Annotated in this window: 15 protein-coding genes; 4 read left to right on the top strand and 11 right to left on the bottom strand. The window is 42.9% G+C overall.

Translation table 11 applies throughout. From position 1 onward, the window contains the following. The first annotated feature begins 46 nt into the window (after positions 1-46). The 4 genes from BM043_RS03310 to BM043_RS03295 all read left to right on the top strand — a co-directional run bounded on the left by BM043_RS03310 (position 47) and on the right by BM043_RS03295 (position 5,060). A complete protein-coding gene (locus tag BM043_RS03310) occupies positions 47-1,195 on the top strand; it encodes a 3-dehydroquinate synthase (RefSeq protein ID WP_092788843.1) in 1,149 nt (382 codons plus the stop codon). A 1-nt stretch (position 1,196) separates the two neighbouring features. Continuing rightward, positions 1,197-2,405 (top strand): metabolite traffic protein EboE, encoded by a 1,209-nt coding sequence (gene eboE, locus BM043_RS03305; protein WP_092788842.1) that lies wholly within the window; start codon positions 1,197-1,199, stop codon positions 2,403-2,405. 103 nt (positions 2,406-2,508) lie between these two features. Continuing rightward, positions 2,509-3,693 (top strand): PDDEXK nuclease domain-containing protein, encoded by a 1,185-nt coding sequence (locus BM043_RS03300; protein WP_092788841.1) that lies wholly within the window; start codon positions 2,509-2,511, stop codon positions 3,691-3,693. After that, a complete protein-coding gene (locus BM043_RS03295) occupies positions 3,690-5,060 on the top strand; it encodes an alkaline phosphatase family protein (RefSeq protein WP_092788840.1) in 1,371 nt (456 codons plus the stop codon). Before BM043_RS03300 ends, BM043_RS03295 begins: the two co-directional genes overlap by 4 nt. On the opposite strand, the gene BM043_RS03290 is transcribed toward BM043_RS03295, so the two are convergent. The 11 genes from BM043_RS03290 to BM043_RS03240 all read right to left on the bottom strand — a co-directional run bounded on the left by BM043_RS03290 (position 5,057) and on the right by BM043_RS03240 (position 21,153). Further along, entirely contained in the window at positions 5,057-5,638 is a 582-nt protein-coding gene (locus BM043_RS03290; protein ID WP_092788839.1) for an HD domain-containing protein, read from the bottom strand. The two genes, BM043_RS03295 and BM043_RS03290, sit on opposite strands and share 4 nt — an antisense overlap. Beyond that, positions 5,638-6,531, bottom strand: coding sequence for a YitT family protein (locus BM043_RS03285; protein ID WP_092788838.1), 894 nt, complete (start codon positions 6,529-6,531; stop codon positions 5,638-5,640). The genes BM043_RS03290 and BM043_RS03285 overlap by 1 nt, the downstream gene beginning before the upstream one ends. A gap of 144 nt (positions 6,532-6,675) precedes the next feature. Then, entirely contained in the window at positions 6,676-10,296 is a 3,621-nt protein-coding gene (locus BM043_RS03280; RefSeq protein ID WP_092788837.1) for an amidohydrolase family protein, read from the bottom strand. 112 nt (positions 10,297-10,408) lie between these two features. Then, positions 10,409-11,587: a DUF4221 family protein gene (locus BM043_RS03275; RefSeq protein WP_092788836.1), complete on the bottom strand. Its 1,179-nt coding sequence runs from the start codon at positions 11,585-11,587 to the stop codon at positions 10,409-10,411. Positions 11,588-11,785: 198 nt separating this feature from the next. Next, positions 11,786-12,811, bottom strand: a complete 1,026-nt coding sequence (locus BM043_RS03270) for a BF3164 family lipoprotein (RefSeq protein ID WP_092788835.1) — start codon at positions 12,809-12,811, stop codon at positions 11,786-11,788. A gap of 83 nt (positions 12,812-12,894) precedes the next feature. Beyond that, positions 12,895-13,119 (bottom strand): hypothetical protein, encoded by a 225-nt coding sequence (locus BM043_RS03265; protein ID WP_092788834.1) that lies wholly within the window; start codon positions 13,117-13,119, stop codon positions 12,895-12,897. 151 nt (positions 13,120-13,270) lie between these two features. Further along, entirely contained in the window at positions 13,271-14,320 is a 1,050-nt protein-coding gene (locus BM043_RS03260; RefSeq protein ID WP_092788833.1) for an adenylate/guanylate cyclase domain-containing protein, read from the bottom strand. Between the two features lie 6 nt (positions 14,321-14,326). Then, entirely contained in the window at positions 14,327-14,713 is a 387-nt protein-coding gene (locus BM043_RS03255) for a response regulator (protein ID WP_092788832.1), read from the bottom strand. Between the two features lie 3 nt (positions 14,714-14,716). Beyond that, the gene (locus BM043_RS03250) at positions 14,717-16,087 is read right to left on the bottom strand and encodes a sensor histidine kinase (protein WP_092788831.1); all 1,371 of its coding nucleotides are present in this window, start codon (positions 16,085-16,087) and stop codon (positions 14,717-14,719) included. Positions 16,088-16,121: 34 nt separating this feature from the next. Then, positions 16,122-19,850 carry a two-component regulator propeller domain-containing protein gene (locus tag BM043_RS03245; RefSeq protein WP_177188416.1) on the bottom strand — a complete coding sequence of 1,243 codons (3,729 nt, stop codon included), beginning with the start codon at positions 19,848-19,850 and terminating at the stop codon, positions 16,122-16,124. After that, on the bottom strand, positions 19,768-21,153 hold the full coding sequence (locus BM043_RS03240; RefSeq protein ID WP_092788829.1) for a sensor histidine kinase: 1,386 nt from the start codon (positions 21,151-21,153) through the stop codon (positions 19,768-19,770). The genes BM043_RS03245 and BM043_RS03240 overlap by 83 nt, the downstream gene beginning before the upstream one ends. Between the last annotated feature and the right edge of the window lies 1 nt (position 21,154).

The following is a 21,154-nucleotide window of genomic DNA, read 5'->3' as shown; positions in this document are numbered from 1 at the left end:
TTACTTCTTTCGGAAACTTTCCCCTCAATAGACCTATTAACCTTGTATGAATACCATCCTTCAGCAATCTTTTGCAGTTTCGTTTCAGTATCCGGTCTGCTTCACAGAGGATCTGTTTGATCCTTCTAATTCACTTTTTGTAGATGCACTGGAGAAAGGAAAAATCTGTAAAACCTTTTTTGTCATTGATGATGGAGTGGCCAAGGCTTTTCCTAATCTGATCCATCAGATTCAAACGTATCAAAAAGTACATCATGATCGCTTTTCGCTCAGCGCAGATCCGAGTATGGTTCCAGGCGGAGAGGAGTGTAAAAATGACCCTGAGATCTATCAACAGGTCGTTCGTGCTACCCATGAGTTTGGGATAGACCGACATTCCTACATTGTGGCAATTGGTGGAGGGGCGGTGCTGGATATGGTGGGTTTTGCAGCTGCGATTTCCCACCGCGGGATTCGGCTGATTCGTATTCCCACTACCGTGCTTTCCCAAAATGACTCCGGAGTAGGGGTCAAAAACAGCATCAATTATTTTGGAAAAAAAAATTACCTCGGAACTTTTACGACACCGGTTGCTGTGTTGAATGATTTTAATTTTCTCAAAACGCTCGATGATCGAGACTGGAGAGCAGGGATTTCTGAGGCGATCAAAGTGGCTTTGATCAAGGATCTCGATTTTTTTGAGTGGCTGGAGCAAAACCAAAAAGCCATGGCGGCTCGGGAAATGGATGCGATGAAAACCCAAATCATTCGCTGTGCCAAAATGCACATGGATCATATTGCCGGAAAGGATCCTTTTGAATTTGGATCTTCCCGTCCCTTGGATTTTGGGCATTGGGCAGCCCATAAATTAGAGCATTTGAGCGATTATCGAATTCGCCATGGAGAGGCTGTGGCCATAGGTATCGCCTTGGATTCTGCCTATTCTCACCTCAAAGGTTGGATTTCAGAAGAGGATTTGATGCGGATTTTGGGGCTTCTTCAGGGCTTGGGATTTTCGATTTATGAGCCGGAACTGTCAGGAGAAAATCTGATTCAAGGGCTTCGGGAATTTCAGGAGCATCTTGGAGGTCAGTTGACTATCATGCTCCTCGAAAAACTCGGAAAAGGAGTAGAAGTGCATGAAATGGATCATGAGTTAATCGAGGAATCAGTGGCTTTGCTTCAGCATAAATCAGGAAAGTTGATTCTCAGTTGATATGCAGATCAGAAATCATCATCTCAGCTATTGCAGTAATATTCATCCTGGTGAAAGTTGGGAGGCTACTTTTGACAACCTTCGTCGGTATATTCCTCAAGTGAGGGAAAACCTTCAATTCGAAGGTCCTTTTGGGATCGGTTTGCGACTTTCGCATGAGGCAAGCTTGGAGCTGGAAAAGGAGAATCGACTTACGGAATTCAAATCCTGGCTGAATTCAGCCAATGCCTATGTTTTTACTCTCAATGGATTTCCTTACGCAGATTTTCATCGTACCGTAGTCAAAGACCAGGTGCATGCGCCAGATTGGAGTACGGCCGAGCGTCGGAACTATACCATCCGATCTTTTCGGATTTTAAGCCAATTATTGCCAGAAGGGATAGATGGAGGAATTTCTACTTCTCCGATTTCTTATCGCCATTGGCAAAAAGATGAATCTGAGCGCACGATGGTGATGCAGGCGGCTACTCAAAACCTGATGGAGGTAGTGGCTGAGTTGGCTCAAATCGAATCAGAAATCGAAAAATTTTTACACCTGGATATTGAACCTGAGCCGGATGGGATCTTGGAAAACTCCGATGAAATGATCTGGCTTTTTGAAGCTTGGTTGATTCCTGTAGGAGCAAAAATTTTATCGGATATGTTGAAAATTTCTGTGTCTCAAGCTGAGAAATTGATCTTTAGACATATTCAAGTTTGCTATGATGTCTGTCATTTTGCGATTGTCTATGAAAAGCCTTCGGAGACTTTTGCAAAGTTTGAGAATGCTGGGATTCAAGTGGGTAAAATCCAGCTTTCGGCAGCGCTCAAGTTAAATTTAAATCAGGATCGTGAGCTATTGAAATCAAAACTTTTGGCTTTTGCAGAATCCACTTACCTGCATCAGGTGGTCGGGCGCAAAGTGGATGGAGAAAAAGTGGCTTACTCGGATCTTCCCGAGGCCTTGGATAATCTTCGTTTAGCCGAAGAGGAGGAATGGCGGATTCATTTTCATGTTCCTGTTTACAATAAAAAATACGAGGATTTTGAATCCACCAACCCAGTTATTTCAGAGGTTTTAGATTTTTTGAAAGTGCATCCTGAGACTTGCAATCATCTTGAAGTAGAGACCTATACTTGGGAAGTTTTGCCACCCTCGGAGCGATTGCCATTGGCAGAAACCATCAGTAGAGAGCTGGGATGGGTGATTCCACAATTGAAAATAGGGTAAAGTGTAGGTAATTAAGGCTAGGTTGTGAACATTAAAATTCAACTAAAAGTTGAAAACATGAGATAGACTTGTTAACTTTTTATTCCATTTATTTTGTTGAGCTATGGAAAAGGATTATAAAAGGCTTCTTTCACTTTTTAAAGAACAAATCAAGATCGCTCAAATCCGAACTGTTACAGCCGCCAATAAGGAAATGCTTTTACTTTATTGGAAGATGGGTAAATTGATATTATATCATCAATCAACTAAAGGTTGGGGTGCGCAGATAATCAAACGGTTGAGTGAAGATTTAAAGAAGGAGTTTCCAAATCAAAAAGGGTTTTCGCCACGAAATTTAAATTACATCCGGAAATTCTCATTAGAGTATTCTTTGCCTATTCTTTTGAAATTGAATGAGGCATCTTCAAAAATGTGTTTGAAAAATCCTTCTCAGTTAAGTATGCAATCTATTCTTTTTGATTTTTTGCAACAAGCTGTTGCACAAATTGAAGATTCTCATAATCAAGACGATAAAATTCTGCAACAAGCTGTTGCAGAAATAGACGAGAGTCCTTTTTACGAGTCAATTCTTTCGAAAATATCGCGGTCCCATCACGTGATCCTATTGGATAAAGAACCTCATTTGGGAAAGAGATTATGGTATATGCATTATGTTTTAGAAGAAGGATTGAGTAGAAATATTTTGGCTATGCAGATTGAAAGCGGCTTGTTTGAGCGACAGGTATCAACAAAAAAAATCAACAACTTTAAAAGGACTTTACCTCCCGTAAATTCCGATTACGCCAATTATTTTATGAAGGATCCATATATTTTTGATTTTGTCCAAGCTAGTGAGAAAGCGGATGAACGAAATGTGGAAGAACAACTAGCCACTCATGTGACTAATTTTTTGCTTGAACTGGGAAAAGGGTTTGCATTTGTGGGTAAGCAAGTCCATTTTGAGGTTGGGGGAGATGACTTTTATGCTGACTTAGTTTTCTACCACACCCGATTAAAATGCTTTGTGGTAGTAGAATTAAAGGCCAGGGAATTTCGACCTGGAGATGCCAGTCAGTTGAATTTTTATGTAAATGTGGCCAATGATTTTCTCAAATCTGATGAGGATAATGAGACGATTGGTCTATTATTGTGCAAAGGGAAAAATAACGTCGTAGCAGAGTATAGTCTCAAAGGACTATCAAATGCGCTGGGGGTTTCAAATTATCAAACTTCAAAGATAATTCCCGATGAATTGCAATCTGAACTTCCACAGTTGGAAACGATTGAAAAAGAGTTTAAAAATAAATGAAAAAAACCGTAGTCATAGATATTGTAGCGCTTTCCTCCCGAGTCATCGGGGAGCATACGCCTTTTTTGAAATCTTGGATCGATAAAAAACAACATTCGGTCATAGAGCCAGTGCTTCCTGCAGTCACCTGCTCAGCCCAGTCCGTTTACTTGACGGGAAAAATGCCGAATGAACATGGGATCGTCGGAAACGGCTGGTATTTTCAGGACGAATGTGAAATCAAATTCTGGAGACAGTCCAATCGTCTGGTTCAGTCCTCTAAAATCTGGGATAAACTCAAATCCGAAAATCCCGAATTTACCTGTGCCAATTTGTTTTGGTGGTACAATATGTACTCCACGGTAGACTATGCGGTGACTCCGAGGCCACTTTATCCGGCTGACGGACGTAAAATGCCCGATTGTCACAGTCAACCCATGGAGCTACGGGATAGACTTCAAAAGGAGCTCGGGCAGTTCCCACTTTTTTCTTTTTGGGGGCCCAATGCGAATATCAGTTCCACCCAATGGATCGCAGATGCTGCCAAGAAGGTTGACGAATGGTACAATCCAACTTTGAATTTGATCTATCTCCCACATTTGGATTATGCACTACAGAAATATGGGATAGATTTTGAAAAAATCGGAAAAAGCCTTCAAGAGATCGATGCCGTTGCCGCCGATTTGATTACTTATTTCGAAAATCAAGGCACGCAAGTGATCCTACTTTCCGAGTATGGAATTACCACGGTTAGTAAACCTATTCATATCAATCGGCTGTTGCGCTCAGCGGGGTGGATTCAGGTGAAAAACGAATTGGGCCTGGAGACGTTGGACGCGGGGACTTCCAAGGCTTTTGCGATAGCAGATCATCAGGTAGCCCATGTACATATTCAGGATGAGAAGGTGTACGAACAAGTCAAAAGTCTTCTGGAAAATACACCGGGGATCGAAAAAGTGCTGGATAAAAAGGCTCAGAAAAAGTACGGTTTAGATCATGAGCGATCCGGAGATTTGGTCGTAGTTGCGGATCAGGATTCCTGGTTTACCTATTATTTTTGGCTGGATGATCAAAAAGCGCCGGATTATGCGCGCTGTGTGGATATTCATCGTAAGCCGGGTTATGATCCGGTGGAATTGGTTTTGGACCCCAATATCAAAGTTCCTCTACTCAAAGTGGGCTCAAAAGTGCTGAAGAAAAAATTGGGATTCCGTTATTTGATGGATGTGATCCCCTTGGATGCGAGTTTGGTGAAGGGAGCTCATGGACGCATTCCTGAGTCGGATAAGGACAAGCCTGTTTTTATTTCAGGTTCAGATTTGAATTCCAAGGAAAAACTTCAGCCAACCGAAGTTTTTGAACTGATTTATCAAGCAGTTAAGTCTTAAGTTTTAGTTAAGATCTCTTTTACTATCTGGAGGTTTTCCTGCTTGGTCGGTTCGCGGTATTTTTTACAAAAATCCGTGTGATATTCATGTTTTTCCAAAAAGGAAAGTTGAAGCTCGTTCCATTGTGTTTCTGTGAGTTCAGGATTGAAGTGTTTCAATTCTTCAAAAAGCGCTGTTCCTTGGGTTTCAAATTGATCTGTGCCCAAGTATTCCAGATCAGCATCGGCTAGAATTCGTTCCAATAGATTTCGCGGTGATTGGGGGATTTTGGTAGCCATGATCATCCCAAATATCATTTTTAATTCTCTGTCAGATAGTTCGTCTTTGAGATAACCCTGAGCTATTCTACATCCAATTTCCTCATGATTTTTGGGGTTTTCGATAAATCCCGTATCATGAAAGAGTCCTGCTATTTTCAGGAGTAAAAGTTCCTTTTCGGAGATTTTCTCCACTCTTCCGAGAAATTCGGCTTTTTCCATCACATATTCGGTATGTCCTAAACTGTGATAAGTCAGATATTCTGGGAGCCGTTTCAGAATATCTCTGAAAACAGTATGTTTTAATTCTTCAAAATCCATCAGCCATGTTTTTTACCTACTTTTTTGATGATTCCACCTTTGACTTCTTTGATTGTTTGGACATAGAAGAAGGCTTTTGGGTCTATTTCCATAATAGCCAGCTTGATTCGGTGCACCTCCAATCGCGTCACTACGGTCATGATGATGTCGCAGGGATGTTTGATATGAAAGGTTTCGGGAAGATATCCCCGCTCTCCTTTATATACTGAGATTGCCTTATTGAATTCTTTGACTATTAGCTCTTTTACTTTTTCGTCTTCTTTAGAAATAATGGTAAGCGCTGTGTATTCTTCAAATCCCTCAACCACGTAGTCAGTGGTTTTGATGGCGGTAAAATAGGTGAGTATAGAATACATAGCAGGCTCTATGCCAAACACAAAAGCTGCCGACAGCATGAGCATGGAATTAAGGAAAATAGTGATCTCACTGGCCGAAAGCGGTGAGTTTTTCTGTACATACTCGGTGATGACTTCAAACCCATCGATCAAGCCCCCTCCACGGATAATCAAGCCAATGCCCGTTCCCATCAAAAATCCACCAAAGAAAGCTGCCAATACTTTGTCTTCAGTCACTGCCGGAACTTCCAAAAAATGGAGTACTCCCACCAAAAGAAAGATTGAAAAGGCTGATTGTATCGCAAAGGTTTCTCCGATTTTTTGCCAGGCCATCCAAAGAAAGGGTAAATTAATCACCACCAACAGGAGATTTAAATTGATCCCAAAGCCCAAGTTGACCAAGATGGCGATGCCCGTAACTCCCCCATCCAAAAATTTATTGGGAAGCATAAACGCTTCGAGGGCGATAGCCGCAAAAGCAACTCCAACTACCGTGAAGGCTAGGGAAGAGAAAGAAAAAATCGACTTCCAATCAACTTGTTTTAGGCTTTTTAGCATCGGGAGCAAGAGGTAGAAATGAGCTTGAACTGGTTTTCATTATCTATAAGTACAAACTCGTAAGTAATAAAATCAAATTAATGCCCACCTCCAAACTTGAGGTGGGCATTTTTATTTTTGATTGTACTCGAAAAACTTCAATTTTTAATACTTCAACTCGGTAGTTACCGTAGGCGCAGGTTTGGTCCAAGGACTGACATCCAGTTTTCGTGGATTGGGAAGGATTTCATCGAGTGTATTCCCATCGTAAAGCCTTCCGTTTTTCACCACATGAGAAATAGTATTGGTGTTTCGAATATTTTCAAGGGGATTTCCATCCATGATGACCAAATCCGCCAATTTGCCTTCTTCTATACTTCCCAATTCTTGATCTAAACCTAGCGCTTCAGCCCCAAGTATGGTAGCAGTTCGTAGGGCATCCATTGGACTCATTCCTCCGCTAGCTACCGACCATAGTTCCCAATGGTAACCTAAACCCTGAAGCTGACCATGTGAACCTACACCGGCCAAGCCGCCCTGCTTGACGATGTCATTGATACCTCGTGCGTGATCTTCAAATACGTGATCTTCCGGAGCAAACCAACCCCCAAGTCCTCCGACCCTTCGGCGAGCTTTTGAATTCATTTCGTTATACGGCGTAAAGCGATTCAATTTGGGGTCGTGAAGTGGGCTTTCGGTAGTGTAGAAATAATTTTCCGCCCAAGGGCCTCCGTAGGAAACCAACAAGGTTGGGGTCACTGCCATTTTACTTTCGGCAATTGTTTTGGTGACATCGGAATAAAGCGGATAAATCGGAATCGAATGCTCATGGCCCGGATAGCCGTCAAAAAGCTGCGTCATGTTGAGTTTGTAATCCAAGCCACCTTCGGTAGTTGGCATGAGTTCCTGCTCTTTGGCCGCCATGATGACCCATTGTCGATGTTGTCTATTTCCGACCAAATACATTTTGATGTATTGGGTATTGTAGTATTTGGAGTATTGCTTCAGGACATTTTTGGTTTGCTCTTCTGACTTGAGGTTGTACATCCAATAGCCCACTCCCGGACCGGTCGAATATACGCGAGGACCGGGGACTATCCCCGCTTCGACCATGTCGGCATAAGTCAGGACATCGGTGGTGGCCGTTTGCGGATCTCGGGTGGTCGTCACCCCGTAGGCCAAATTGGCCGCATAGATCCAAACGCTGTTTTTATGCAGATTCCAAGTCGGCCACATGTGCGCATGCGTATCGATAAATCCCGGTGAAATGGTTTTGCCGCTGACATCGACCACTTCGGCACTGCCAGCTTGCAAGGTGCCGGTTTCTCCGATGGATTTGATTCGGTTGTTTTCGATCAAAATATCCCCGTTTTCGATGACCCGATCTCCATCCATAGTGATGATTCGGGCATTTTTTAAAAGGATGGAGCCTTTAGGCGTGTCCTTGGCAAAATAGACTTTTACTTGTTTTTCATCAGGTTTGTAGTTTTCCTTTTCTTTCTGTTCAGCTTTATGAATGCTGTCTGCTTTGGCCAACGCTTTATCTGCTTTGAAAAGGGAATCGATTCGTTTTTTCTCGGCTTTAGCTAATGAATCAGCCAGTTTTACCGCTTCTTCTCCTTGAGCTTTCAGCTTGGATACACTATCCGCCTCAGCGAGCATTTTGGCTTTTTTGGCTGCTTTGACCGAATCCTCAATATATTCAGCCTGTTCGATATCGTAAACCCAGTGCCCATTGCCTAGCGACCAATGAACTTTTTTGCCATTGGCTTCCCAGGCCGGCCATTCTCCACCGATCTCAGTGAGCTGACGCGAAGGGAAATTGCTTGATTTGGGTTCGCCCACGTTGATGGTTGGCGTCTTGCCGACTTGGGGTACGGTGACGATGTACACGTTATTGTTGACTTGGGCGAGCGCTTTATTGCCTTCAGGAGCCATCAGAATGGTGCTGGCACTGGCAGGCTGCATTTGAGGTTCCTGGGCAGAAACTCCTTCGGGGAGCATGCAGTAGTTCAAAACCGAAGCAGTGGAAATCGGCTTTCCAAAGACATATTTGAAGTCCTCCAGTTCTACACTGTGGTCATGGCCCGCATGCGGATCTGCTACCGAACCAAATGGTGTGATTCCTTTGATTTTCACATGTTCTTTCTCATCATGCCCTTCCCAGTTCACGGAGAGTAAGGTGCCTCCGGGACCGTTAAGGTAGATTCTGCTCAAGTCTTTGGTGAAATGTACATTTCCGTAGTTGCCCGCATCCATGATTTTGGTAAAGTCTCCACCTGCGGCAGGCATCCATACGAGTGTGGCTTCCGAACCATTTACACCGGGACCTTCGGCTTCGAATTGGACCCGATTAGGACCTTTAAACACCACAATTCGGTTATTCGGACTCCAAACGGGACCCATATATAAGGCACTTTCTTGAGTGATTTTTGTGACGTTTGGATTTCCGTTTACCTGGGCTGTGTACAAATTTCCACCTACTGAATCATCCCAGGTGGTAAACACCAACTTGCTTCCATCAGGACTCCAGCTTGGCATGGCTTCCGTGAAATTGTGAGTTGTAATTCGCTTAGGATTTCCCTCGGGGTAATCCATGACATAGAGGCGATTGAGTACGGTAAAGGCCAATTTCTTTCCATCGGGAGAAGGAACCGCATCTCGGATTTGGGTGGCGAGTTTGGCTGTGGTGTCCTTGATAGCGTAATTGAAATACAATCGGGGTCCCATGGCCAACTTCACGTCAGCTTCGAAGGCGATCTCCGTAGCCGATGATCCATCGACGGGGAGTTTCCAGATTTTCCCTCCGTAGGAAGCTATCAAATGCTGACTGTCGGGAGTAAAGGACATTGCCGGCAATACTCCTTGAGGAGCGATGGACTCCTGCTCATCACGCTGTACGGGGTAGGCCAACCATCTTTCATCGCCCGTTTTCATATCTCGAATGATCAAGCCTGTCTTATCATCCCATCGGGAACCGTAGGCCATCCATTTGCCATCTTTAGAAAGGGTGGGGGTAAATGCCGAACCGTATCGGGAAGAAATGGAAGTGATTTTTCCTTCCTCCAAATCATAGGTTCCGATTTGATATTGGGGAAGCAGTGCATTGTAGTTCCATGCGCCATTTCGATGAGAAAAGTAAACTTTTTTGCCATCCGGACTAACTACCGGGTCGATGGTTTTCATACCGGCAGGATCAGGATTGAGCTGAATGCCTCCGCCACCGTCTTTGTGATACATCCAGAGTTTGGTGATGCGTCGGCCTTTGGCGACTACGATATAATCTCCGTCAGGAGACCAAGCAGCCCCTGGCACATCGCCATTTTTGTCTTTGGTCACCTGAACGGTATCCTTTTTTACCATATCGATGTACCAGAGATTGTCGCTGCCGGCACGGTCGGAGGTAAAGAGGATTTTTTCCCCATCGGGAGAAAATCTCGGATGGGTTTCATAAGCGATACCCGTGGTGATAGGGGTGGCTTTTCCTCCTTCGACTGGAATGGTGTAGATATCTCCCATCAGGTCAAAAGCGATGGTTTTGCCGTCCGGACTGACATCCAGGCTCATCCAGGTTCCTTCGGTAGTGGTGAATTTCACTTCCCGCTCCGGCTTTAGCGGAAGCTCTTTGAACTTGGGATAGTCCAGGGAGTCTTTTTTGGTGCTGTCGTTTTGCAGCAAGAGATTGTGAGGAGTGAATTCATCAGCTAATGTAAACTGAGAATTCAGCGCAGCCATGCTCACTAGGGTAAGAGCAAGTGCGAGTTTGGGGAGTACAATTTTTCTCATAGGGGATCAACTAATCGGGCATTAATCTACTGTTAATCTTCGATTTTGCCCAATTATTTTATGTCCATCCAAAAAATAGATCGTATTCGGTCAAAAACAGGATTTGTTCTTTTCAAAATTCCAGAACTTTGCTTTGGAAGAAAATAGAATCTTCTACGCCGGTGTCAAAATTGAATTTCTGTAAACTTTTGTTCCAATAGAAATTCTTTCCATCTAGAAAGTAATATAAGATATTCGAACTGTTGTATTTTATGTTTCCGATTAGCTTAAAATCCTTATCCAAGACAAGAAATTCCCGATCGCTGGTAAATTGTCTGTTTTCAAAATCATTTTCCGAAATCCCTTTTCTTGCTACTCTGAGGTAAAGGTCATTCTCTGGACTGTAAATCAATTGCTCGTAACTATCATTCATCCAATAGTAAAAATTAGTGATGCTTGAAGGGTTTATGTCTGAATTTTCGCGATCGATGGGAATTACCTCTGATACCAACTTACTTTTTGCCGAATAGCGTTTGATCCCAGAGGTAAAGTCAGTAACAAAGATCTCATCACTCAGGGGAAAACAAATGATGAATTTGTCCGTATTTTCATTGTAGACCAAGCTCATCATTTTCAATTGATTGGAAATATCTGGATCGGAATAATACACAGGTGGATAATCGATTTCAAATTCCTCGACCGCACCATTGGCTAGATCTATTTTAGCGATTTTGTTGTATTTAGGCCTAAAATTTTCAGGGATAATTTCGGGATATATTGGGAGTTGCTGCATGTAAATGCTACCTTTTCGATAGGCGATCGAACTTTTCAAGTCAACAGAACCAAAACCAAACGGATTATCACTTAAGTCGATTTTTTTATAAACTTCACCTGAAATATTGGTAAGGAATATGCTGCTTAGGGGGCCATTATAGATAATTACAGTATCTTTATTGACATACTTAATTCCCGAATTCATCCCTATTCCCGGAAGTGCATTGGGACCATTTTGCTCTAAGACAACTTTTCTTTCCAAGGTCTGAGTCCTGACATCAAAATAATCGATGGAGTATCGGGTGGGGTTAAACCAAATCAATTTGGGCTTGCCGTCAATGATGGCCGGTTGACTGAAATAATTCCACAAGGAAGTTTCCGCATCCAGGGGAAGAGTCAAGTTTTCATTTATCGGGATTTGAGTAGGTTCGGATTTTTCAGAGTTTTGCCCACTATCCGTTTTCCCGTTTGCGCAGGAAAAAAGTAAAGGAATTACAAAAATTGCAAGTAATGATTTGATCAAAATTGAACTTTTCATGATGGATTATTTTCTTTAAAAGAAAAGAAAAGAAAAGAAAAGAAAAGAAAAGAAAAGAAAAGAAAAGAAAAGAAAAGAAAAGAGCAAAATTTTAGAGGAATTTTTTAACCAATTTTGTTTGCCTAGTTCTAATTTTTGAAATCTCGTTAAATTAAATTCCTTTTCCAAAGTTCTAGAAGGCACCAATGGTATAATTTTTCACATCCGGAATTTTATCAATTGAAAATCAGAAGAATTTGTGTCTGAAGTAAGAGCAAAAATGATATCGTTATATACCTGAAATTCAAAAATATTTGTATCCAGTACTAATTTTTGTAGAGGATTTCCTTCAGAGTCAAGTACAAAAATCTCATTATTTCTTGGTCTAGCATTTGGATTACCTGCCATAGAAAGTAGGTAGATTTTATTGTCCAAAATTTGCCCTGAAGCAAAGTAAGTCCGTCGACCAAGCTCTTTAGGGCCCGGCATAGGATCAAACCATTCAATTCCAATTTGACTTTTCTTTTTTAAATCATATATTTCTAAATAAGGGATATTATAATAAGTTATAAGAAATCTTTGCTCAAAACGCTCTAATCGAGCAAATTCAAGTTGGTAGTTTTTGTCCCTTTCATCTTGAATGTATTTATCGTTTTTAAGTTTAGGTAGGCTTCCAAAGCCTTTAACTTTCCCATTTGAAATGTTTTTTGCAAAAAATCGACTTGATCTGTCATTTGCATTTAAATAATAAAAATTGGAATCTAATATGGAAATCCCGTTTCCATAAAAATCTAACTGAAATTCTTCTGTTGATTCGTTGGTCATTATTAGCGAATCCACGTAGAATCTCATAACCTTTCTTAAATCGGCATCATATAGGCCAAAATCCTTTTTACCAATTGGAAATAGTTTCCAAGCAAGGCGTGCTTCTTTTGGTCCGTCTCCTTTTCTTAAATATCTTCCTAAATACTCTTCTCTCTTATTATTTTCCAAATTGATTAAATGAAGCAGTGAATCACCTGTGCGTTCAGAAATAATTAAATGATCATCCACAACAGTTAAAGTGGTTGGGATGAAAAGCGAGTCTGATATTTGAGAAAGCGGGGTTGATTTTAAACTATCAATTTCGGAAAAATCATTTTCTTGAATTTTATAAGTAGAATTTACAAGATTTCGATTGTTTTCTTTACAAGAAAGTAGTGTTGAAATCAATAATAATAAGAAAAAGGAAGCTACGGGTTTCATGTCTATAGGATAGATTTAAAATAATCAATTAATCAGGAGATCAAGTGATCTCCTGATTAATTTTACCTAGTTTGAAGCTGATATTAACTTATACCATACTTTCTCATGTCATGACAAATGACAGTAATATCGTTACCATTTTCATCCTGTCCACCTTCAAGGATACAATTTTTATAGTCTGCGTATTCACATGAGTCGTTACAAGTAGCACCTGCGAAACCTTTCTGGGCATTAGAATTTGAGGTGTTGATTAATAAAAGAGAGGTGATTCCTAGCATGAGGCCAGAAAATAACAATAATTTTTTCATAGAAATTTGTTTTGGTTTCCTTAAAGAAAATAAAAGAACAAAATTTTAGAGGAATTTTTTAACCAATTTTGTTTGCCTAATTCTAATTTTTGAAATCTCGCTTAGTTTAATCCCAAATCTTAAACCTATTTAAGGAACAGCGGCTTAATGCTTACCCTTTCCCAGAAACCACCTCAACCACCTCTACAGGAAGTGCCTTATTCTTCATCTTGATTTCGCCGATAGATTTGAATTCGAACTGTTCCTCCAGTGATTTGGCATTTTTCTCCAAAATCAATACCTGCCCCGGAACGGCCGCTGCCTGAAGTCGCGCCGCCACATTGACCACATCTCCGATGACGGTATAATCCAGCCGCTTGAGCGATCGGGAACCGATATTTCCAGAGACCATCTCGCCGTGATTGATTCCGATCGAAACTTGAGGTCTAAAGTGCGTGGTGGTCGAAAACTCCGGCAAAGCATTCATTTTATCGCGAATCGCCAAGCCAGCCCGAATGGCCCGCTCGAAGTGGTTTTCCCCAAAAAATACTGCCATGATTGCATCGCCGATGAACTTGTCGATACTGCCTTTTTCTTCGATGATTTCCTTGACCATGAGATCAAAGTATTCGTTGAGCAGGCCTACGACCACATTGGCTTCCTCATGCTCGGAGATTTTGGTGAAAGCCACTAAATCCACAAAGGCCACGGTAGCCTCGACGTTTTCATTTTCCATTAGTCCTGTGTCGATTTCCCGGTTTCCCATAAAATTGAGCACGGTTTCATCGACATACATTTTTAGGATATTATTTTCCCGCATCGCCCGGAGGTTGGATTTGATCTGCTCGATATGGGCGATGGTTTTTTCCAGCGTAATCTCCAAATCACGAAAATCCACCGGTTTGGTGATGAAATCAAAGGCCCCGAGATTCATGGCAGTGCGTATATTTTCCATATCTCCATAGGCTGAAATGATCACAGTTTTGAGCAGGGAATTTTTTTCCTTGACTTTGGACAGCAAGGTCAAGCCGTCCATTTCGGGCATATTGATATCGCTGAGGATAATGTCTATATCGGGATTTGCATCAAGAACCTCTAGCGCCTGCCTACCATTCAGCGCAAAATGAAAATCAAATATTTCATCTCGCACTTGCTTCCGAAATTTCTGTTTGATCAGTATTTCCAGATCCGCCTCATCATCTACTACTAGAATCTTGACCATGTCGATTTAGCTGTTATGTTTGTCAATTAGTTTTCCGATTTCTTTTTTCAGTGAGATGAAATCGATGGGTTTGGTGAAAAACTCCTTGGCCCCGGAATCCATGGCTTTTTTGAAGTTTTCCTGATCTCCATAAGCTGAAATCATACTGACTTGAATGTGCGGAAAGCGCTCCTTGATTTTATCCAAAAGCTCAAGACCCGTCATGCCGGGCATATTGATATCGGAGAAAACATAAACCACTTTGGGTGGATTGTCCGCACTCAAAATCTTCAGGGCTTCGTCTCCTGAAAAAGCAAAGGCGAGCTCCAAATCGCCACTTCTGACTTCCTTTCTGAATTTTTGGCGGAAAAGGTCCTCGACATCCCGCTCATCATCTACAATTAAAATTTTCATAGTTTAAACTTGAGGTATGGTGATAATAAATTTGGTAAAAAGCCCCGGTTTGCTGCTGACACTTAGTTTCCCTCCGTGGCCTTTGGTGATGATTTCATAACTCATCGATAGTCCCAAGCCGGTGCCTTTTCCTGTGGGTTTGGTGGTAAAGAAGGGCTGGAAAATTTTCGACTGGATTTCTGCAGGGATTCCGGGACCATTGTCTTCGATAGAAATTTCCACACTGTTTTTCAAGGCTTTGGTTTCTACGGTGACTTTTGGAATAAAGGATTCTGCCAGCGGATCTTTAGCTTCTTTGAGTTGATTTTTCTTTTCTGCGGCGGCATAAAACCCATTGTTGATCAAGTTGAGCAATACCCGTCCGATATCCTGATGAATCACCGGGATTTTTGGGAGATTGGGATCTGCGTGAAGTTTAAAGTCCGCGGTAAAGCTCTTGTCTTTGGCCCGCAGGCCATGGTAAGATAGCCGCAAGTATTCATCGGCCAGTTGGTTGAGGTCTGTTTCGACTTTTTCTCCGGTATTGGTCCGGCTGTGCTGCAGCATGCCTTTGACGATGGATTCGGCCCGCTTGCCGTGATGGCTGATTTTTTCCAAGTTACTGGATACATCTACAGCAATCTCCAGTGCCTCGGCGGTATTTCCTTTTTCCAGTTCCTCTTTCAATTCGGCAAGTAGTTCATTACTGACCTCGGAAAAGTTATTGACAAAGTTGAGCGGGTTTTGGATCTCATGGGCGATTCCTGCGGTCAATTCCCCGAGTGAGGCCATTTTCTCGGCGTGAACGAGCTGATCTTGGGTGGCTTTCAGATCGTGGAGGGCTTTTTCCAGGTCATTTTTCTGGGCGGTGAGTTCTGCCGTCCGTTCGATGACTTGTTTTTCCAGTTGCTCTTTGATCGATTCGGTAATTTTATATTTTTCCTCCCGCTGCAGGGCTTTCAGTTTTTCGGCTTCGAGTGCTTTGCGCTGCTTGGTATTGTTGATCCACATGACAATCGCCCACATAAAGGCAAAAAACTCGGTGATGTTAAAGTAATTCTCCCAACTGTCGTAAAAATCAGGGCTGATCAGGAGGGTGAGTTCTCCCAAAAAATTGATGACAATGATGGGTAACCAAGCATAGATCATCCCTTTGCGATGGTGGAGTTCCTCGTTTTTAAGAACCAAATAGACGATCAGTGCTGCGACCAGAAAGGAAATAATCGTAGCCAAGTGACTGATCAGAGGGATCTTTACACTAGCTAAAATCAAAAGAACGCCTGCCAAGACCATTCCGGAGTTGAAAAGTCGCTTCCACTCCGGGGAAACGGTAATCAGTCCCATGGGACGCTTCAGATAGTAAAGTAAAATCAAAGAAATAATGCTTAATTCCATAGATGCTGGGTTATATCATGGGAAAATAGTCATGTTAATCAGGTTGTGTAGGTAAATATATAGTAAATGCAGTCCCGGAGGGCTCTTGGGTATTACTTTTTACCCGAAGGTCTCCGCCATAGGATTTGACGATATCGTAGCTCAGGGAAAGCCCCAGCCCCGTACCCTGTCCAGTGGGTTTGGTGGTGAAAAATGGCTGGAAAATCTTCCCGACGATATTTTCGGGGATTCCTGTGCCATTGTCTTCGATGGTGACCTCCAAGCCCCCGATCACTTTTTTGGTTTTTAAAAGTACGAGCGGTTTGTAGTCAGTTCCCTCGGCATGATGCGCTTTTTCGTTGACTGCATAAAAGGCATTGTTGAGCATATTGAGCAAAATCCGCCCGATTTCCTGTGGGATCACATTGAGTCTCGGGATTTCAGGATCAAGCTCAGTTTTGAAATCAGAGTTGAAATCTTTTTCCTTGGCTCTTATCCCATGAAAGCTCAGATGAAGACATTCGTCTGCCAAAGCATTGATGTCGGTCACCTCTTTTTCCCCGGTACTGGTTCGGCTGTGCTGAAGCATGGCTTTGACGATGGAGTCGGCCCGGAGACTATGCTGGGATATTCGTCCCAGATTTTCCCGGATATCTTTAGCAATAAAGGTAACCTCTTCATAATCTCCTTTTTGGATTTCTTCTTCCATTTCTTCCATCAATTCCTGACTCACTTCGGCGAAGTTTTTCACAAAATTGAGTGGGTTTTGGATTTCATGGGCGATTCCGGCTGTGAGCTCGCCGAGGGAAGCCATTTTTTCTGCCTGAATCAATTGAGATTGAGTGGACTTCAAATTTTCGTGTGTCGAAGCCAACTCCTCGTAGGCTTTTTCGATTTCTTTGGCATGCTGAAGTTCGCGTTCTTTGGCTTTCTCCCGCTCGGCTTTCAATACTCGGTTTCTCAGGTAAATATTGATCGGATAAATCAGCGAAAGGGCCAATAATCCATAAATCAAATAGGCCCACCAGCTTCGGTACCAAGGCGGTAAAACTGAGAACTCAAAGCTGATCGGTTCGGTCCATTCTCCGGCACTCGATTGGGAGGTTCCAGCGTAACGAGATTTGACCAAGAAAGTATAATCTCCTTCCTGAATATTACCAAAAGTGGCGCTGGTACGCTGCAGTACCGGGCTCCACTCTTGGTCATAGCCTTCGAGAATGTATTGATATTCGATCAAAAAGGGACGGGCCATTTCATTGGAGCCGTACTCGATGTTCAGGTGATTGTGCCGATAGGGGAGTTTGAGTTTTTGTGGAATCGGGAAAAACGGATCGACTGATTCAAAACTGATCCCTTTGAACCGCTCGCGGAGTTTTTGTCTTTCGTCCGTACTTAGTTTACGTCCCAGCGTGATGAGTTCATCGCTGGTTTGAGTAAATATATCCGAGAAGGCTTTTTCACCAAACCTAGTGCTGTCCTCACCTGCAAGCGTATGCCATGGGATGACTTCCTCATTGATCCGAATCTGCTTGATCATCAAGTCTTGCTGAGGATTGATTGGCTCATAGTGGGTATAATCAAATCGAACTAACCCGGTCTTCGAACTTCCGGTTCCCGCCCAAAGTACTCCATTACTGTCAAAAAACATCCCGTTTTGGCCATCGGTCAGATCTTTGACCGGGTAGCCGTTTTCGGAATTGAAATTCTCTATTTCGCTTAAGCCTATTTCATTTTCACTCTTGATCTCAGGTTTGAAAACTGTGATTCCGAGATTAGATCCCAAGGCTATTTTTCCATCGGGCAGAGGCACGATTTGCTGGATCAGATTATTGGATAGCCCTTCCTGTGTGGTGAAATTTTGAAACTGAAGGATGATTGATGGATTTTGAGCCAATTCCGAAACCTGTGCTTGGGAAAGAAAACTCAGACCATGAGCAGATCCTATCCATAGATTACCCTCCAAATCTCCTGAAATCCGGATAATTCCATTGTCCACAATTCCCTGCGAAGTGGTAAATCGGAGAAATTTTTCCCCATCGAATCGAGTAAGCCCTCCATCCACAGATCCAATCCAAATCGCGCCGGTTTGATCTTCAAAAAGACTCAAAATCACATCTCCGGCCAAAGCTTCCTCCGCACTGAAATAGTCCAGCTGCCCATCGTGGAGGTAGTGAAGACCGGAGTCCGTACCGATCCAGATACCTCCTTTTTGATCCTGAAGAAGGGCATATATTTCATTGGACACCAAACCATTTTCTTGGTCTAACTGGATGAATCTTTCTCCATCAAAAATACTGATTCCATTCCCGCCAGTTCCAAACCAAATCCTATCCTCCTTATCTTCCATCATGCAAAAAACAATGTCCCCGGCCAGTCCATGTGTGGAATTGATCGAGGTGAAAGATTCTCCGTCAAACCGACTTACGCCAAAGCCGCTGGTGCCAAACCAGAGGTCTCCGTTTTTATCCTCTTCGATGCTCAGCACAATGTTTCCGGCCAGTCCCTGACCATTGGTGAAATTGGTGAAATGTGTCCCGTCTAATCGGCTGACGCCACCTCCATCGGTCAAAAACCATAAATTTTGGCCTTTGTCCAAGACTGCGCCCATTACATTATTCCCGGCTAGGCCTTGATCGGTGGTGTAACTGGTGAATTGCTCTCCATCAAATTTGCTCGCTCCACGCTCCGTGGCAAACCAAAGATTGTCATCACGATCCTCAATCGCAGATCGGACGACCAGTCCTGCCAGTCCATCCTCCAAACCATAGTTGGTGAAATTTTCCCCATCAAAACGACTCACGCCGCCACCAATGGAGGAGATCCACAAGTCGCCGGATTGATCTTCGTAGATATTCCGGACCCGGTTTGAGGTCAAGCCATCTGCCGTGGTAAAGGTTTTGAATTTTCCATCGATCATCTGGGTCAATCCTCCACCATAAGTACCAAACCAAAGAATTCCTTCGGAGTCCTCTAAAATGTGAACAACAAGATTGTCACCCATTCCCTCCTCGACACCAAAAACGTCAAACTTTTCCCCATCAAAACGGACGGCTCCTATGGCGCTGGTGCCAAACCACATGTTTCCCTCCCCATCTTGAGAAATCGCAAATATGACCCCATCTCCGATTTGCTCTGCAGAGTAATTGGTAAAGACTTTTCCGTCAAATTTGCTTACGCCACCTACGGTGCCAAACCAAATATTTCCTTCCCGGTCTTCGTAAATGCTTCTGACGCTGTTTTCGACCAATCCTTGGGCATCGGAAAAGGTAGTGAAAGTCATCCCGTCAAATCGGCTGGCCCCTCCGCCATTGGTTCCAAACCATAAATGACCCCGTGAATCGAGCAAAGCACAATTGATGGCATCCAATGCCAGCCCTTCTTCAGAAGTGTATTTTTTAAACTGTGAAATACCTCCCTGCCCGAGGATAAATGAGGCTCCATTTTCGTTTTTGATGATTTCCCCCTGATCATTTCGCAGCCGGGAAAGGGGAGTGGGTTGAGGGGCATTGGTCCCTGTGGAGAGAGTAATTTCAAGAGGTGGGGGAAATTCCGAAAGCTGAACCGATTGAAGGTCGATATCCCTTATCTCGGTGATTTCGGGTACTATTGAGTTGGTCGGGGTAGGAGTAGATTCTGCGGGTGTTTCTTTTTGACAGCCCGGCAAAAAAATCAATAGAAAAAAGAGAAATACGTTGAAATAATTATTCATGAGTGCTATTCGGTAATTCGATTTTAAAAATGGTTCCTTGACCTGATTTACTTGAGACAGTGATTTTTCCTCCATGAGATTTGATGATGTCATGGGAAATGGAGAGTCCTAGCCCAGTACCCTCGGTGCCTTTTTTGGTAGTGAAAAAAGGCTGAAGGATTTTATCCAAATTGGGTTTTGGTATCCCCGGGCCATTATCTTCTACTTCGAAGTTAAGTGTATTTTTATTATTCAAAGTCCTGATTTTCAGTTTTGCATGGAATTCACCCGGATTTTCGTGGAGTCTTTGCCGCATTGCGTCAAAAGCATTGTTGCAGAGGTTTAAGATCACGCGGGAGAAATCCTCGGCATTAATTAGGATTTCGTTGATTTTTGGGTCCAGGTCAAGATCAATGCTGACGTTGATGGGGTCCTTTCCGGCTCTCATACCATGAAAGGACAGATTGACGTATTCTTTGATCAGTTCATTGAAATCCGTCAATTCTTTTTTACCGGTGCCTTCCCGACTGTGCTTCAGCATGGATTTGACAATATTGTCAGCCCGAGCACCGTGATCGTGGATTTTCTTGAGGTTAAACTGAATGTCTCGAAGTAATTCCAGGCTTTCTCCCAGCTCCCCTTTTTCGAGGTTTTCTTTCAATTCATCCACCAGTTCGGAATTAACCTCGGAAAAATTAAGAATGAAGTTAAGTGGGTTTTTGATTTCATGGGCAATACCGGCAGTGAGTTGACCCAGGGAAGCAAGTTTTTCTTGCTGAATCAATTGCTCTTGGGTATTGACTAGAGCCTCGTTCTTTTCTTGGATGTTTTTGAATGCTCGCGATTTCCCCAATTCATATACTAAAAGAATGATGAAAATGGTAATATTGGTACTCAGGAGGGATGAAAAGTAGAATTTCTCGATATGCTCCAAATCATACTGCGGAGCAGGTGCACCCCAGGATAACTGAGCTAGGTAAAGACCAAGGCTCAAAAAAGCCGAAACCAGCATCCAAAATATCGCTGCACGCTTTCCGGAAATCAACATAGCAACCGCAGGAAGTAAGAAAAGTGCTGCGGCTGCAGGGGAGGCCAAGCCTCCTTGTAGCCAAGCTTGCAAAGGAAAGCTGATTGCAAACTGGGTCAAAAAGATAGCCGACGAAATAGATTTGGATAGACCAGACCGGTAGGCAAAAAGAATCAATAGGCCAATAATACCATTAATCAGAAGTAGATAGCCATTCTGAGTTGAGCCGATATCCAAAGCCAGACCGATTCCGAGGAAATTAGAAATAGATGAAATAAGCAAAACAGCCACGAAAATCCGCTCAGACCGTAGCTCATCGCCAGTTTCCAGCTTTCTAGAGGGGATAAAGAACTCTGTAATTTTTTTAAACATA

This window comes from Algoriphagus hitonicola (assembly GCF_900113375.1).
Taxonomy (GTDB): Bacteria; Bacteroidota; Bacteroidia; order Cytophagales; family Cyclobacteriaceae; genus Algoriphagus; species Algoriphagus hitonicola.
The sequence above is the reverse complement of the archived record's forward strand: the minus strand, read 5'-3'. Positions and strand labels throughout refer to the sequence as shown.

Coding starts and splice junctions, on each gene's coding strand:
- BM043_RS03310 (WP_092788843.1), top strand. CDS start 47: ATGAATACCATCCTTCAGCAATCTTTTGCAGTTTCGTTTCAGTATCCG.
- eboE (WP_092788842.1), top strand. CDS start 1,197: ATGCAGATCAGAAATCATCATCTCAGCTATTGCAGTAATATTCATCCT.
- BM043_RS03300 (WP_092788841.1), top strand. CDS start 2,509: ATGGAAAAGGATTATAAAAGGCTTCTTTCACTTTTTAAAGAACAAATC.
- BM043_RS03295 (WP_092788840.1), top strand. CDS start 3,690: ATGAAAAAAACCGTAGTCATAGATATTGTAGCGCTTTCCTCCCGAGTC.
- BM043_RS03290 (WP_092788839.1), bottom strand. CDS start 5,638: ATGGATTTTGAAGAATTAAAACATACTGTTTTCAGAGATATTCTGAAA.
- BM043_RS03285 (WP_092788838.1), bottom strand. CDS start 6,531: ATGCTAAAAAGCCTAAAACAAGTTGATTGGAAGTCGATTTTTTCTTTC.
- BM043_RS03280 (WP_092788837.1), bottom strand. CDS start 10,296: ATGAGAAAAATTGTACTCCCCAAACTCGCACTTGCTCTTACCCTAGTG.
- BM043_RS03275 (WP_092788836.1), bottom strand. CDS start 11,587: ATGAAAAGTTCAATTTTGATCAAATCATTACTTGCAATTTTTGTAATT.
- BM043_RS03270 (WP_092788835.1), bottom strand. CDS start 12,811: ATGAAACCCGTAGCTTCCTTTTTCTTATTATTATTGATTTCAACACTA.
- BM043_RS03265 (WP_092788834.1), bottom strand. CDS start 13,119: ATGAAAAAATTATTGTTATTTTCTGGCCTCATGCTAGGAATCACCTCT.
- BM043_RS03260 (WP_092788833.1), bottom strand. CDS start 14,320: ATGGTCAAGATTCTAGTAGTAGATGATGAGGCGGATCTGGAAATACTG.
- BM043_RS03255 (WP_092788832.1), bottom strand. CDS start 14,713: ATGAAAATTTTAATTGTAGATGATGAGCGGGATGTCGAGGACCTTTTC.
- BM043_RS03250 (WP_092788831.1), bottom strand. CDS start 16,087: ATGGAATTAAGCATTATTTCTTTGATTTTACTTTACTATCTGAAGCGT.
- BM043_RS03245 (WP_177188416.1), bottom strand. CDS start 19,850: ATGGAGGAAAAATCACTGTCTCAAGTAAATCAGGTCAAGGAACCATTT.
- BM043_RS03240 (WP_092788829.1), bottom strand. CDS start 21,153: ATGTTTAAAAAAATTACAGAGTTCTTTATCCCCTCTAGAAAGCTGGAA.